At 71.8% G+C, this 14,639-nt stretch carries 11 protein-coding genes; 6 read left to right on the forward strand and 5 right to left on the reverse strand.

Going from position 1 to position 14,639, the window contains the following annotated elements; translation table 11 throughout:
* Nucleotides 1-133: 133 nt before the first annotated feature.
* Nucleotides 134-949: a hypothetical protein gene (locus tag ACZ45Z_RS02405; protein WP_468354714.1), complete on the reverse strand. Its 816-nt coding sequence runs from the start codon at nucleotides 947-949 to the stop codon at nucleotides 134-136.
* 165 nt (nucleotides 950-1,114) lie between these two features.
* On the opposite strand from ACZ45Z_RS02405, the gene ACZ45Z_RS02410 reads away from it, so the two are divergent.
* Both ACZ45Z_RS02410 and ACZ45Z_RS02415 read left to right on the forward strand, forming a co-directional pair.
* Nucleotides 1,115-1,447 carry a hypothetical protein gene (locus tag ACZ45Z_RS02410; RefSeq protein ID WP_468354717.1) on the forward strand — a complete coding sequence of 111 codons (333 nt, stop codon included), beginning with the start codon at nucleotides 1,115-1,117 and terminating at the stop codon, nucleotides 1,445-1,447.
* Between the two features lie 566 nt (nucleotides 1,448-2,013).
* Nucleotides 2,014-2,805 carry a metal-dependent hydrolase gene (locus ACZ45Z_RS02415; RefSeq protein WP_468354720.1) on the forward strand — a complete coding sequence of 264 codons (792 nt, stop codon included), beginning with the start codon at nucleotides 2,014-2,016 and terminating at the stop codon, nucleotides 2,803-2,805.
* A gap of 505 nt (nucleotides 2,806-3,310) precedes the next feature.
* On the opposite strand, the gene ACZ45Z_RS02420 is transcribed toward ACZ45Z_RS02415, so the two are convergent.
* Both ACZ45Z_RS02420 and ACZ45Z_RS02425 read right to left on the reverse strand, forming a co-directional pair.
* Nucleotides 3,311-5,092 (reverse strand): ABC transporter ATP-binding protein, encoded by a 1,782-nt coding sequence (locus ACZ45Z_RS02420; RefSeq protein WP_468354723.1) that lies wholly within the window; start codon nucleotides 5,090-5,092, stop codon nucleotides 3,311-3,313.
* Nucleotides 5,089-6,984 carry an ABC transporter transmembrane domain-containing protein gene (locus ACZ45Z_RS02425; RefSeq protein WP_468354726.1) on the reverse strand — a complete coding sequence of 632 codons (1,896 nt, stop codon included), beginning with the start codon at nucleotides 6,982-6,984 and terminating at the stop codon, nucleotides 5,089-5,091. The genes ACZ45Z_RS02420 and ACZ45Z_RS02425 overlap by 4 nt, the downstream gene beginning before the upstream one ends.
* A 279-nt stretch (nucleotides 6,985-7,263) precedes the next feature.
* Here ACZ45Z_RS02425 and ACZ45Z_RS02430 point away from each other — a divergent pair, with 279 nt between their 5' ends.
* Nucleotides 7,264-8,016 carry a L,D-transpeptidase family protein gene (locus ACZ45Z_RS02430; protein ID WP_468354729.1) on the forward strand — a complete coding sequence of 251 codons (753 nt, stop codon included), beginning with the start codon at nucleotides 7,264-7,266 and terminating at the stop codon, nucleotides 8,014-8,016.
* A gap of 96 nt (nucleotides 8,017-8,112) precedes the next feature.
* On the opposite strand, the gene ACZ45Z_RS02435 is transcribed toward ACZ45Z_RS02430, so the two are convergent.
* A complete protein-coding gene (locus ACZ45Z_RS02435; protein WP_468354732.1) occupies nucleotides 8,113-9,546 on the reverse strand; it encodes a Gfo/Idh/MocA family protein in 1,434 nt (477 codons plus the stop codon).
* Nucleotides 9,547-9,967: 421 nt separating this feature from the next.
* On the opposite strand from ACZ45Z_RS02435, the gene ACZ45Z_RS02440 reads away from it, so the two are divergent.
* Both ACZ45Z_RS02440 and ACZ45Z_RS02445 read left to right on the forward strand, forming a co-directional pair.
* Nucleotides 9,968-11,344: an alpha-amylase gene (locus ACZ45Z_RS02440; RefSeq protein ID WP_468354734.1), complete on the forward strand. Its 1,377-nt coding sequence runs from the start codon at nucleotides 9,968-9,970 to the stop codon at nucleotides 11,342-11,344.
* A gap of 52 nt (nucleotides 11,345-11,396) precedes the next feature.
* The gene (locus tag ACZ45Z_RS02445) at nucleotides 11,397-11,975 is read left to right on the forward strand and encodes a hypothetical protein (RefSeq protein WP_468354737.1); all 579 of its coding nucleotides are present in this window, start codon (nucleotides 11,397-11,399) and stop codon (nucleotides 11,973-11,975) included.
* A 98-nt stretch (nucleotides 11,976-12,073) separates the two neighbouring features.
* Here the strand turns inward: ACZ45Z_RS02445 and ACZ45Z_RS02450 are convergent, their stop codons facing one another.
* Nucleotides 12,074-12,532 (reverse strand): MarR family winged helix-turn-helix transcriptional regulator, encoded by a 459-nt coding sequence (locus ACZ45Z_RS02450; RefSeq protein WP_468354740.1) that lies wholly within the window; start codon nucleotides 12,530-12,532, stop codon nucleotides 12,074-12,076.
* Between the two features lie 120 nt (nucleotides 12,533-12,652).
* Here ACZ45Z_RS02450 and ACZ45Z_RS02455 point away from each other — a divergent pair, with 120 nt between their 5' ends.
* On the forward strand, nucleotides 12,653-14,551 hold the full coding sequence (locus ACZ45Z_RS02455; protein WP_468354743.1) for an ABC transporter ATP-binding protein: 1,899 nt from the start codon (nucleotides 12,653-12,655) through the stop codon (nucleotides 14,549-14,551).
* The last annotated feature ends 88 nt before the right edge of the window (nucleotides 14,552-14,639 follow it).

Consider the following 14,639-nt stretch of genomic DNA (forward strand, 5'->3'; position numbering starts at 1 on the left):
CAGCAGTGCGATCACCCCGGCAGCAGCACGTCCTCTCCGACAGCAGTCCGATCACCCGGACAGCAGAGGAGGCCAGGGAGAGGGCCCGTCCGGCAGGGCGGGCCCGGGGACCGTCCGCCTGAGGGGGGACCGTTCACAGGCACGTGGGAGTGTGCGAGTTCGCCGCTTCCCACTGGCTGAGGATGCCGTCCCAGTCGTGCTGGGGCGGTAGCGGCGTGCCTCCCCAGGTGTTGTGGACGGCGGGCGGCTGTTCCCACGACTGCTGCGGGTCGGGTTCGTGCCACTGGGCGGCCGGAGGCTCGGGCGGCGGCGGTGCCTGCCCGTCGTTCATACGGCGATGGCGGCCGGTGCGGTCCGGTGCCGGGGGCGGGGTGAGGCGGCCTTCGGCGGAGAGTTGCTGAGCCCGTGCCGCGAGTTGATGGATGTCGAGGCTGAACTCGGTGGCGAGCGCGGTCAGACTCACTCCGGCGTGCCAGGCGCCGATCAGGAGCGCGTCCAGCGCCGATGACCCGGAGGGTTCGCCGGCGTGGCCGGTGGTACGCGGGTACTCGACCTGGCGCGGCGGGCTCTCGTGCACCTCGGCCGGAGGTTCCTCCTCGGTGGGGAAGGAGGACGCGGCGGGCGGCCGACCGGTGGCCGCGTCCGGTACGTCATCCGATGGATGGACTGGGCGCCGGCCACGGGTTTGGGACAGGAGCGCCTTGGCAACCATATGGGCGTCGTCCTTTCCCACCGTGCGGCGTGCCACGCGTACTTCCCGTTCGTGCAGCCCGAGTAGCTCGGCCACCGCGCCGTCGCTGCCCACCGTCACGGCGAAGGCGGCCAACGTACGCGAACGGCCGGCCTGCGCCTCGTCGAGGACTCCCTGCGCGCGGCGCACCTCCTCGTCGCTGCTGCAAAACGCCTGCGCCAGCACCGCGTGGCGCTCCCACAACTCCCTCGGTTCCATAACTGCGACAACGTTTCTTCACACGATGTGAAGCGGCGCAACGGTATTGATCACCTCAAGAGGTGACATCCCATCTTTTCATAACTGTTTTCTTCCTCATGCGGTCGAGGGGTAAGAGCGGGCGTGCGAAGTGACCCCTTGGGGGGCGGAATCGTTTCGAAGGCTATGGACACCCCATCCTCCGGCACCGTCATCGGACAGGGACAGACCGCCTTCGACGGAGACGCCACGGCGGCTCCGCCGCTCCGTGAGGGCTGGGCCTCGCCGCATGCATGGCTGATTTCCGAGGCGGCCCGTCAGACGCCCGTCTACGCCGGTCTGCTGAGGCTCTGGGCGGAACGCGACGCCACCGTGCCGGGCGTGGCCGATCCGGAGTGGCAGCGGCTGGTCTCCTACCGGGCGCTGATGGAAGAGACCGAATCCGCCCTCACCGACCTCCGCCCGCACCGGGCACCGGCCGTGCTGCGCCCCAGGCACCCGTCCGCCTCGGCTGGCTAGAGCCGCCGGCCGACCACTGGGCCTCTCGCCGAGCGCTGCGGGTGAGAGTTGCCGCCGCGAGGGACCGGCCGCCCCGCCGCTCGGAGGATCGAACAACGGCTGCCTCACGGCCGATCCACGGCTGCCTCGGGGTCGGTTCCCCGCCGCTTCCCGGTCGCGGGGCGGGTGTCGGACTGCGCCGGACGGGTGGCGTACTGGTGTCGTACGGGTGTGTCGTGCCGGGTCGAGGTGATCGGTGAGGGAACGATGGCGGGCGCGGGCGGTTGGGCCCCGTAGGCCGGTGTGATGACCGGATCAGCTCCCCTCGCCGGTCATCACACCGCTTCGGGCCGGGGGCGCGGGGCCGGCATCGCCACCGGGCCGTCGGATCGGCCGACTCCGTGGACAGATCGCCTGTGGAGGCGCGCGGGCGCGCGGCGACCCGAGAGCGCCGAGAGCGCCGAGAGCGCCAAGTGCGGGAGGGCGAACAGGAACCCGCGCGGCGTATGGAGATCATCTGACGCTACGCTGTGTCGCCGACCGGGCGTCAGGAGCGCGGGAGCCGAAGCAAGGGGTGGGGAACGACCATGATGGGACCGGCGCACTCGCTGTCCGGGGCCGCGGCCTGGCTGGGGGTGGGCGCGGCGGCCGACGCCATGGGACATCCGATGCCCTGGCCGGTGCTCGTCTGCGGAGCACTGATCTGTGCGGGCGCGGCGCTCGCGCCGGATCTCGACCACAAGTCCGCCACCATTTCCCGCGCCTTCGGACCGCTTTCGCGCGGCGTGTGCGAGGTGGTCGACCGCCTGTCCCACGCGGTCTACAAGGCGACCAAGATGCGCGGTGACTCCCACCGTTCCGGAGGGCACCGGACACTGACGCATACGTGGCTATGGGCCGTGCTGATCGGTGGCGGGATGTCGCTGTTGGCGACGCAGGGCGGTCGCTGGGCGGTTCTGGCCATTCTCTTCGTCCACATGGTGCTGGCCATCGAGGGCCTGTTGTGGCGGGCCGCGCGGGTCTCCAGCGACGTGCTGGTGTGGCTGCTGGGCGCGGCGTCGGCGTGGATTCTGGCCGGCATCCTCGACCAGCCGGGCAACGGTGCGAACTGGCTCTTCCCCGACGCCGGACAGCCCTACCTGTGGCTGGGGTTGCCGGTGGTGCTGGGCGCGCTGGTGCACGACATCGGCGACGCCCTGACGGTCTCCGGCTGTCCCGTGCTGTGGCCCATCCCGATAGGACGCAAGCGGTGGTATCCGCTGGGCCCGCCCAAGGGCATGCGGTTCAAGGCCGGGAGCTGGGTCGAGCTGAAGGTGCTGATGCCGGTCTTCATGCTCCTGGGCGGAATCGGCGGGCTGGGCGCCCTCGGCTACATCTGACGCCTTCGCCGCGAAGGCGCGCCTGTGGTGCGTGCTGGTGCGCTGTCGTCGTGAAGGGTCGCCTGCGGTGCGTACTGCCGGGCGGTCGTCGTGAAGGCTCTGCCCGTGATGCGTACCGCCAGTTGTCGCGGCAAGGGCTGCCCGGCCCTCGCCGTGAAGGGGCGCCCGTGATGCGTACCGCTAGTTGTCGCCGCGAAGGCCCACCCGTGGGGCGTACCACTGAGCTGTCGCCACGCATGCTTGCTCGTGGTGCGTACCGTTGAGCTGCCCCCTGCGAACGGCCGCCTGTAATGCATATCGTTGAGTTGTCCCCGGCGCGGGCCCGCCCGTAACGCGTACCGCTGAACTGAGTTCTTGCCGTGAAGGCCCGGCCCGCCCGTGGTTGTCCGGCCGGCGTCGTCGTCGCGAGTGGCGGCCGGGGCGTCGCCCGTTTCCGGTGTCGGGTGGCGACGGCACCCCGGCGGGAGCGTGCGTGCCGGGGTGCCATACGGGAACAGGCCGGGTGTCAGCCGTGCCAGGAGCGCCACAGGGCGGCGTAGGCGCCTTGCGCGGCGACGAGTTCGTCGTGGCTGCCCAGTTCGCTGATGCGGCCCTCCTCGACCACCGCGATCACATCGGCGTCATGCGCGGTGTGCAGCCGGTGCGCGATGGCCACGACCGTGCGGCCCTCCAGCACCTTGCCCAGCGAACGTTCCAGGTGACGGGCCGCTCGCGGGTCGAGCAGGGACGTCGCCTCGTCCAGCACCAGCGTGTGCGGGTCGGCGAGCACCAGCCGGGCCAGCGCGATCTGCTGGGCCTGCGCCGGGGTGAGAGCGTTTCCTCCCGAGCCGACCTCGGTGTCCAGCCCGTCGTCCAGCGCCCGCGCCCAGTCCTGCGCGTCGACCGCGCCGAGCGCCGCCCACAGTTCGGCGTCGGCGGCTTCCGTGCGCGCCAGCAGCAGATTGTCGCGCAGCGAGCCCACGAAGACGTGATGTTCCTGGTTGACCAGGGCCACGTGTGAGCGGACCCGTTCGGCCGGCATCGCGGACAGCTCGGCGCCGCCCAGCGTGACCGCGCCCGCGCGGGGGCCGTAGATGCCGGCCAGCAGCCGTCCCAGCGTCGACTTGCCCGCGCCGGACGGTCCGACCAGGGCGAGCCTGCTGCCCTGGCGGATGTCCAGCGAGACCTTGTGCAGGACATCGACGCCCGGGTGGTAGCCGAAGCGCACCTTTTCGGCCCGCACGTCCCGGCCGTCCGGTGCGAGGTGTTCGTCGGCGGCCTCCGGCTCGATTTCCCGTACGCCGACCAGACGCGCCAGGGACACCTGGGCCACCTGCAACTCGTCGTACCAGCGGAGGATGAGGCCGATGGGTTCGGTCATCATCTGGGCCAGCAGCGCGCCGGTCGTCAGTTCGCCGGGAGTGAGCCAGCCACGCAGGACGAACACGCCGCCGAGTATCAGCACCGCGCCGAGGATCAGGACGTGCGTGACGTTGATGACGGGGAAGAGCACCGAGCGCAGGTAGAGGGTGTACCGCTCCCACTGCGTCCATTCCACGATGCGGCGTTCGGACTGCGCGATCCGGCGGGCGCCCAGCCGATGGGCCTCGATGGTGCGTCCCGCGTCGACGGTCTCGGTGAGCGCGGCGGACACCGCGGCGTAACCGGCGGCCTCCGAACGGTAGGCGCTCGGCGCCCGTTTGAAATACCAGCGGCAGCCGACGATCAGCAGTGGCAGGGCGAGCAGGACGGACAGGGCGAGCGGCGGCGCGGTGACGGCGAGCCCGCCGAGCAGCAGCGCCACCCAGACCACCCCGATGGACAGTTGCGGCACGGCCTCGCGCATGGCGCTGGACAGCCGGTCGACGTCCGTGGTGATCCGCGACAGCAGATCGCCGGTGCCGGCCCGCTCCAGGACACCCGGCGGCAGTGCCACGGACCGTACGAGGAAGTCCTCGCGCAGATCCGCCAGCATCCGTTCGCCGAGCATCGCCCCGCGCAGCCGGACCAGCCCGACGAACACCGTCTGCGCGGCCAGCGCCACCGCGAACAGCGCGAGGGTCCGCCCCAGATGGAGGTCGCGGGCGCCGGCGGACAGGTCCTCGACCAGGCCGCCGAGCAGGTAGGGGCCGACCATGGAGGCGATGACCGCGGCGGCGTTCACGCCGACCAGCAGGATGAACGCCCGGCGGTGCCGGCGGGCCAGCGCGCCGACGTAGGAGCGGACGGTCGCCGGTGAGCCGACGGGCAGCGTCGTGGTGGTCTGCGGGGTGTCCGGATCGTGCTCCGGCGGCGCCAGGCCGATCATGCGGTCTCCTCGATCTGGGTCAGGTGGCGGGTGGCGCCGGCGACGACCTCCGGGGTCGGCGGGCGCCGTCCCACATCGCCCGCCGGGGCGGCGGGCCCGGACGAAGACGCGCCCGCCGACGCGTCGTCGGGCTCGGTCTCGCGGGTGACGACGGCGCGGTAGCCGGGGTGGGTGCGCAGCAGTTCGCGGTGGGTGGCCTCGGCGGTGACCTTGCCCTCCTGGACGAAGACGACGTGTTCGGCGCGGTCCAGGAGCAGCGGGCTGGAAGTCAGCACGACCGTGGTGCGGCCCTGCCTGAGGTCGCGCAGCCCGTCGGCGATGCGGGCCTCGGTGTGGGAGTCGACCGCGCTGGTCGGTTCGTCCAGCACCAGCACCTCCGGGTCGGTGACCAGCGAGCGGGCCAGAGCCAGGCGCTGTCGCTGACCGCCGGAGAGGGACCGGCCGCGTTCGGTGATGCGGGTGCGCATCGGGTCGCCGGAGTCGTCCACGGAGGCTTCCGCGAGCGCGGTGAGCACATCGCCGCACTGCGCCGCAGCCAGCGCGTCCGCCGCGCGCACCCGCCCGGAGGCCGGTACGTCGAGGAGTTCGCCCAGGGTGCCGGAGAGCAGCACCGGGTCCTTGTCCTGGACGAGTACGGCGGCGCGGGCGGCGTCGCGCGGTACGGCGTCCAGCGGGGTGCCGCCGAGCAGGACGGACGACGCGGCGCCTTCCGGGCCCGCGGCCTCGTCGCCGTCATCGTCCACCCGGTGGCCGCCGAGGTGTTCGGCGAGCCGGCCCGCGGCGTCGGGGTCGCCGCAGACCACGGCGGTGAGCCGGCCGGCGGCGGCGGTCAGGCCGCTGACCGGGTCGTACAGATCGCCCGTGAGAGTGCCGTGGTCCGGGAGCCGGCCGCCGGCCGGCCGGCGCAGCGCCAGCACCCGGGCGGCGCGCTTGGCCGACGGTCGGGAGAAGGAGTACGCCATGGCGATCTCCTCGAAGTGCCGCAGCGGGTGGAGGAGGAACGCCACCGCGCTGTAGACGGTGACGAGTTCACCGACGGCGATCTCGCCGGCCAAGGCGAGCCGGGCGCCGTACCAGACCACCGCGAGGAACAGCAGACCGGTCAGCAGCACCTGCGCGGCCGAGATCAGCGACCACATGCCGGCGCTGCGGACGGCCGCCCTGCGCACTTCCTGGGAGGCGCTGCGGTACCGGCTGAGGAACAGCTCCTCGCCGCCGATACCGCGCAGGACGCGCAGGCCGGCGACGGTGTCGGAGGCCAGCTCGGTGGCCCGGCCGGCCTTCTCGCGCTGGGCGTCGGCGCGCCGGGTGGCGGGCGGCAGCAGCGGAAGGACGGCCAGTGCCAGCACCGGGACGCCGGCGGCCACGACGACGCCGAGGGCGGGTTGGTAGACCACCAGGACCACGCAGACGCCGACCGAGGTGACGGCGGCGGCGCCGAACCGGGAGACCGCCTCGACGAACCAGCCGATCTTCTCCAGGTCGCCGGTGCTGACGGCGACGATTTCCCCGGCCGCCACCCGTCGCGTCATGGCCGAGCCCAGCTCGGTGGTCTTGCGGGCGAGCAACTGCTGCACGCGGGCCACGGAGGTGATCCAGTTGGTGACGGCCGCGCGGTGCAGCATGGTGTCGCCGAGCGCGACCAGGACGCCCAGGACCGCCATCAGGCCGCCGGCCAGCGCGAGTCGCGAACCGGAGCGGTCCACCACGGCCTGGACGGCGAAGCCGACGGGGAGGGGGAACGCGGCCACGGATCCGGTGTGCACCAGTCCCCAGAAGAGCGCCTTGGTCTGCCCGCCGAGTTGGCGTCGGTAAAGCCACAGGAGGAACCTGCCGCCCGTGCGGACGTCGGGGACGCCGGGGTCGGGGTAGGGAAGGTCGCGAATGCGCATGATGTCCAAAGGCGTTGTGGGGCGGGCGGGGAGTGGATCGCCGGGCGGGTGGTCGGTGCGTCCGGCGGTCGATGCGTCCGGGGGGCTGTACGTCCGGGGTGGTGCGTCCGGCGCACGTCGGCCCCGGTCTCGGCTTCGGCGCGGGTCATGGAAGGTTGGCGCGTCGGGCGGGCTGATTTCAAAGGGTTTTCCGCCGAGGCCGCCTGAATCGGGCCATTCGTACGGCCCGGAAAACGCCGGGGGCGGCTGCCCGACGGGCGCAGATCCGCCGGTGCGACCATGGGGGCCATGAGAAGAGCGGGCACGGCGAGGCGAACGGCGACGGCGGCCGCGGCGGGGTTGGTCCTCCTGGCGGGCTGCGGGGACGGCGCGGACAGCGGTGCGGCGGGCGCGCGGGACGGGAAGCGCCCCGGAGAGGGGGCGCCGGGCGCGCCCGCCCCCACCACCCACCTGAAGAACATCCCGCAGATCGGTGGCGCGCTGCGGTCCCGCATCCCGGCCGGCTCCCGCCAGGTCGTCGCGGTCTACGGCAAGGGCGCCGACTCCCCGGAATCAACCGTCGTCCTGTACGAGAAGGGCGCCAAGGGCTGGGACCAGAAGGGGAGATGGGCCGCCCACAACGGCCGGCGCGGCTGGACGCCTGACCATCACGAGGGTGACAAGCGCAGTCCCGTCGGCGTGTTCACGCTGAGCGACGCCGGAGGCGTCCTCGCCGACCCCGGCGCGAAACTGCCCTACACCCACTCGGCGGCCTTCACCCCGCCCGCGTACTGGTCGAAGAACACCCGCCATGACTTCGATTACGTCGTCGCGGTCGACTACAACCGCGTCAAGGGGACGTCCCCGCTGGACCCGACGCGCCCCCAGGGCCAGTCCAAGGGTGGCGGGATCTGGCTGCATCTGGACCACGGCAGCGGGACCTCGGGCTGTGTGAGCCTCCCGAAGGCCGCGATGGCGGCCTTGCTGCGCGCTCTCGATCCGGCGCGCCACCCGGTCGTGGTCATGGGGGACACGGCGCGCCTCTCCTCCTGAGACCGCTTGACGGAGACCGTCGAAGGGGACCGCCGCACGCGCCGTCGCGGAGCCCGCCGGCCAGGTGACCGCCGGGCCCCTCGACGGCGCCTCGCGTCACTCGGCCGGCTTGGCCGAATCCATACCCGGCCGCGCCTTCTTCCACAGTCCCCGGGTGAAGTCCGGGATCTCCTGCGGGGCGCCCTTCGCCTTGATCGACAGGTCGCTCAGCGGCACCGGCGCCGTCCAGGTCGCCGCGTCATAGACGTCGAAGTCGGGTACGAGGCCCAGCCGCATGCACTGCATCAGCCGGAAGACCAGCATGTAGTCCATGCCGCCGTGTCCGCCGGGCGGGTTGGCGTGCTCCTTCCACAGCCAGTGGTCCCACTCGGCGTACTTGCCGAAGTCCCCCCACTGGTCGTTGCTCTGGGCGGGCTCCAGGTAGATCCGCGCGGGGTAGTCCTCGAAGACGCCCTTGGTGCCGCCGAGGCTGTTGATCCGGCTGTAGGGGTGCGGGGTGGAGACGTCGTGCTCCAGCCGGATCACCCGGCCCTTGGCGGTCTGGACGAGGCTGATGGTGCGGTCGCTCTCGATGTAGGACTCCTTCCAACTCGGGTCGCCGGCCGGCATGTGCTCCTTGCGGTAGGCGGCGAGGCCGAGCGCGGGGGTGCCGAAGCTGGAGATGCGGACCGCCCGGTCGCCGCGGTTGAGGTCCATGTAGTTGGCGACCGGTCCGAAGCCGTGGTTGGGGTAGAGGTCGCCACGCAGCCGGGTGTGCCACAGCCGGCGCCAGGGGCCCTCGTAGTAGTCCGGGTCGAACATCAGGCCGCGCAGATCGTGGTTGTAGGCGCCGGCGCCGTGCAGCAGATCGCCGAACAGGCCGGCGTGCGCCATCCGCAGCACCCGCATCTCGTTCCTGCCGTAACAGCAGTTCTCCAACTGCATGCAGTGTCTGCGGGTGCGCTCGGAGAGGTCGACGAGTTGCCACAACTGGTCCAGCCGCAGGGCGAGCGGGCACTCCACGCCGACGTGTTTGCCGTTGGTCATCGCGGCCTTGGCCATCTCGAAGTGCCAGTCCCAGGGCGTGGCCACGTACACGAAGTCGATGTCGCCGCGCTCGCACAGCTTCTCGTAGTCGTGGTCGCCGTTGGTGTAGACGGCGGGCGCCGGCTGCCCCGCGGCGGTGACCTTCCCGGCCGCCTTCGCCGTCTTCTCCGTCACCGGGTCGCACAGGGCGACGACGCGTACGCCCGGCACCGCCAGGAAGAGGTCGATCATGCTGCCGCCCCGGTTGCCGAGGCCGATGAGGGCGACGCGTACGGTGCCGCGCCTCTCGAAGGGCACCCCGATCATCGTCTTGCCCTTGGCCGGGTATGCCGCCGCGGCGTCCGCCGCCGAGTGCGCCGTGCCGGGTGCGGCGGCCGCGGCACCGCCGGCCGTCGGCTGGCCGAGTCCCAGCCCGACGCCCGCCGCACCGGCGGTCCACAGGAGGGAGCGGCGGCTCGGGCCCGTCTCGAAGTGGTCGTGGTTCCGGGGATGTGCCTCGTTCATCGGTCCTCCAGGGGAGCGGATGGTGCGCGGGGCAGACATGAACCTCGGTCAGGACCTTGGCGGTTGGTCGGCCTGAGGCACAAGAGGGCCGGTTGGACTCTTGGTGCGGGGCGTTGGACTCTTGGCCGGGCGAACCGAGCATGACGCACCGGCCGCGAGGGAACGCCGAGGCCCGCCGGGCCGCCGGCCCGGAGTCGGACCGTCGCCGCCCGGGGGCCGAACGGTCGCCGCCCCGGAGCCCGTCGCGGTCCCCCCGCTGCCCAGCGACTTTCGCAAGGGAGTGAAAAGTCTTGCGAAAGTCTTGACGTGTACAGGAGATGAACGGCAGGCTCCTGCGGAATCCCCCCATGGCGGCCTGGCGCGTGGCTGCTCTCATGGGCGCGGTGTGCTCCGCCGCGCCCGATGACGAAGGAGCCGCAAGATGCAGCATCGTTCCCGTGTGCTCGGCGGGGCGCTGGCCGGAGTGCTGGCCGCCACCGGCCTCGCCACCTTCGCGCCCTGGTCCTCGCAGGCCACCCCACCCGGCGAAAAGACCGTCACCGCCACGCTGTTCGAGCGGAAGTACGCGGACGTCGCCAAGGCGTGCACCGACCAACTGGGCCCGGCCGGCTACGGCTATGTCGAGGTCTCACCCGCCGCCGAGCACATCCAGGGCGCCCAGTGGTGGACCTCCTACCAGCCCGTCAGCTACAAGATCGCCGGACGTCTCGGTGACCGGAAGGCTTTCACCGCGATGGTGAAGTCCTGTCACAAAGCGGGCGTCAAGGTCGTCGCCGATGTCGTCGTCAACCACATGGCGTCCGGCACCGGAACCGGCACCGGCGGGACGCGGTACGGCAAATACGACTACCCCGGCACTTACCAGGACCGGGACTTCCACGGCTGCCGCAAGGACATCTCCGACTACGGCGACCGGGACGACGTCCAGAACTGCGAACTGGTGGGCCTGGCCGACCTCGACACCGGCAGCGACGCGGTCCGCACCACCCTCGCCAACCACCTCGATGACCTGCGCTCCCTCGGCGTCGACGGCTTCCGGGTGGACGCCGCCAAACACGTCTCCGCCACCGACCTCGCCGCCGTCAAGGCCAAGATGAGCGACCCCGGCTACTGGGTGCAGGAGGTCATCCACGGCGGCGGCGAGGCGGTCCGGCCCGAGGAGTACACCGGCATCGGCGACGTGGACGAGTTCCGCTACGGCGGGCACCTCAAGAGCGCCTTCCAGAGCGGCGATCTCGCCCAGCTCAAGTCCGTCGCGGACGGCAAGCTGGCCGGCGACAAGGCCCGTACCTTCGTCGACAACTGGGACACCGAGCGCAACGGATCGACGCTCACCTACAAGGACGGCGCGACCTACACCCTCGCCAACATCTTCCTGCTCGCCTCGCCCTACGGCTCGCCCAACGTCTTCTCCGGCTACGAGTGGACCGACAAGGACGCCGGGCCGCCCGCCGGCCAACAGGGCTGGACCGACACGCACGCCAAGCGCGAGATCACCGGCCTGGTCGGCTTCCGCAACGCGGTCGGCCGCGCGGAGCTGATCCACTGGTGGGACGACGGCGCCGGCGCCCTCGCCTTCGGCCGCGGCAAGGCGGGCTTCGTCGCCCTCAACAACGGCGACGGCGAACTGTCCCGCACGTTCGCCACATCCCTGCCCGCCGGCACCTACTGCGATGTGGTCAAGGCCGCACCACACGCCTGCGCGGGCCACACCGTCACCGTCGGCGACGACGGCACGGCGAAGCTGACCGTCCCCGCCAAGGGCGCCGTCGCTCTCCACATCGGCGCCAAGGGCTGACCCCGGCCCGAACCGGACGTACGGAGGCCGCACTTCTGGCAAGATCGCCTCCATGTCGAACATCTCATCGATTACCTACATGCGCGTAGGCGCGGTCCTGCACGACATCGGCATGGTGTCCAAGGAGAAGATGCACAGCGTCCTCGAACGCTTCGCGGACTACGCGGACGACGAGCTGGACCACTACGAGGCCGCCGGCGCCCTCGAAGACTTCGGCGTGGCGGTCTCGGTCCACGCCGACGACATCGACTCCATCCATTACGACTACGACAGCCTGCTGGACCGCGCCGCCGAGGTCGCCGGCGGCAAGGTCGCCATCACCGACGTGCGGATCGTCGAGGGTGAAGGCGAGATGGCGGACGGCCGCTTCGATCGTCTGGAGTTCGAGCGGAACGGCAAGCTGGTCTCCCTCTGCGCCGAGCACTTCTCGGAGGAGTACTACGACCAGCAGGCGGCCTGTGAGGCCATCGCCGAGACCGCCCATGAGGACGACCCCCGCTCCTGGCACTTCGTCGACTTCGCGCGCAAGCCGGGCGCCGGCTACGACAGCATCATGGTCCTGGCCGCGCCCGATCAGGTGGAAGCGCTGCGCGAGCACCTGGGATTCACCTTCCCCTGGCAGGGCGAGTGACCGGCTCCACGGAGTAGGCGTGTGGCCGCCTGGCCGAGTGCGGTGCGGGCGGGCCCGCGCCGTCGCCGCCCCGGCCGCGTAAGCCGGCCGGCCGCGGGTCAGTGGTGGTTTCCCGGCTGGTCGACCAGGGTGGACAGCAGATCGCCGAGCACCGCGCGCTGTTCGGCGGTCAGCGGTGCCAGGATGTCCTCCGCGGCGGCCCGGCGCGCGCTGCGCAACGCCCGCAGGGTGGAACGGCCGGTCTCGGTGAGTTCGATGCGCACCACCCGGCGGTTCGCCGGATCGGGCACCCGGCGTACCGCGCCGTTCGCCTCCAGCGCGTCCACCAGCGTCGTCACCGCTCGCGGCACGACTTCGAGGCGCTCGGCGAGATCGGCCATCCGGGGCGGGGCGTCCCGGCAGTGGTCCACGATCCGCAGCAGGCGGGACTGGGCGGGGGTGAAGGCGATGTCCAGATGGTCGAGGTGGCGCTTTTGGGCGCGCTGCACCCGGCGGGTCAGGCGGACAAGCTGCTCGGCGAGGTGGGAAGTGCTGACCGTCGGCTCGGGGGAGGACATGCCGAGAGGATACAGGACCAAGTTCATTGTGAGCCTAGGTAACAATAAGCTAAGCTCCCTGAAGCCCGCGGCGTCTCCCGCACCTGGCCCCGCCCCCCCCGCAGCCCCTCGAAGGAGCCCATGCGCAGCGACGAACCACAGTGGACACCACCGCCCAAGGACCCGGAACAGCCGGTCCAGCTACGGCGGATCCTCGGCCTCTTCCGCCCCTACCGCGCCCGGCTGGCCGTCGTCGGCCTCCTGGTCGGCGCCTCCTCCCTCGTCTCGGTCGCCTCGCCGTTCCTGCTGCGCGAGATCCTCGACGTGGCGATCCCCGACCGCCGCACCGGACTGCTGACGCTCCTGGCCCTCGGCATGATCCTCACCGCCGTCACCACCAGCGTCTTCGGCGTCCTGCAGACCCTGCTGTCCACCACCGTCGGCCAGCGCGTCATGCACGACCTGCGCACCGCCGTCTACGCCAAGCTCCAGCGGATGCCCCTGGCCTTCTTCACCCGCACCCGCACCGGCGAGGTCCAGTCCCGCATCGCCAACGACATCGGCGGCATGCAGGCGACGGTCACCTCCACCGCGACCTCCCTGGTCTCCAACCTGACCTCCGTCGTCGCCACGATCGTCGCGATGGTCGCCCTGGACTGGCGGCTGACCGTCGTCTCGCTGCTGCTGCTCCCGCTCTTCGTGTGGATCAGCCGCCGGGTCGGCAACGAGCGCAAGCGGATCACCACCCAGCGGCAGAAGCAGATGGCGTCGATGTCCGCGATGGTCACCGAATCGCTGTCGGTCAGCGGCATCCTGCTCGGCCGCACCATGGGCCGCGCCGGGTCCCTCACCGCGAACTTCGCGCGCGAGTCCGAGCGCCTGGTCGACCTGGAGATCCGCGCCAACATGGCCGGACGCTGGCGGATGGCCACCATCGGCATCGTCATGGCCGCCATGCCCGCGCTCATATATTGGGCGGCCGGCCTGGTCCTCCAGTTCGGCGGGCCCGCCTTCTCCCTCGGCACCCTCGTCGCCTTCGTCACCCTCCAGCAGGGCCTGCTGCGGCCCACCGTCTCGCTGCTGTCCACCGGCGTGCAGATGCAGACCTCGCTGGCGCTCTTCCAGCGCATCTTCGAATACCTCGACCTGCCCGTCGCCATCACCGAGCCCGCCCGGCCGGTCCGCCTGGCGGCCGCGCGCGGCGAGGTCCGCTTCGAGGGCGTGACCTTCGCCTACGACCCGCAGGCCGAGCCCACCCTGCGGGGCATCGACCTGACCATCCCGGCGGGCGGCAGCCTCGCCGTCGTCGGCCCGACCGGCAGCGGCAAGAGCACGCTGAGCTATCTCGTCCCACGGCTGTACGACGTGACCGAGGGCCGGGTGACCCTCGACGGCACGGACGTCCGCGACCTGGACTTCGACAGCCTGGCGCGCGCGGTCGGCGTGGTCTCCCAGGAGACGTACCTCTTCCACGCCTCCGTCGCCGACAACCTCCGCTTCGCCAAGCCGGACGCGACCGACGACGAGATCGAACGGGCCGCGAAGGCCGCGCAGATCCACGACCACATCGCGGCCCTCCCCGACGGCTACGACACCCTCGTCGGCGAGCGCGGCTACCGCTTCTCCGGCGGCGAGAAGCAGCGCCTCGCGCTGGCCCGCACCATCCTGCGCGACCCGCCCGTCCTCGTCCTCGACGAGGCCACCAGCGCCCTGGACACCCGCACCGAACACGCGGTGCAGCAGGCCATCGACGCGCTCTCCCGGGGCCGCACCACCCTCACCATCGCGCACCGCCTGTCCACCGTCCGCGACGCCGACCAGATCGTCGTCCTGGACGCCGGCCGGATCGCCGAACGCGGTACGCACGAGGAGCTGCTCGCCGCCGACGGACGCTACGCCGCCCTCGTACGGCGCGACGCGCACCGCCCGCCGTCCGACGGGGACACCCCGGACCTCACCCCCGGCGACGGCGGCACCCCCGGCCCCGCTGACCGTGACGCACGCCTCACCACCGGCGACGGCCAGATGCTGCCCCAATAAGTGACCCGCAGGTAATGTCGGTGGCGCGGCGGCCAGTTCATTGGTCGGGGCGGCCGCCGCACCCAAGCCTTGCCGGGTCGGCTCATCC

This window comes from Streptomyces sp. NPDC031210, from assembly GCF_055570395.1.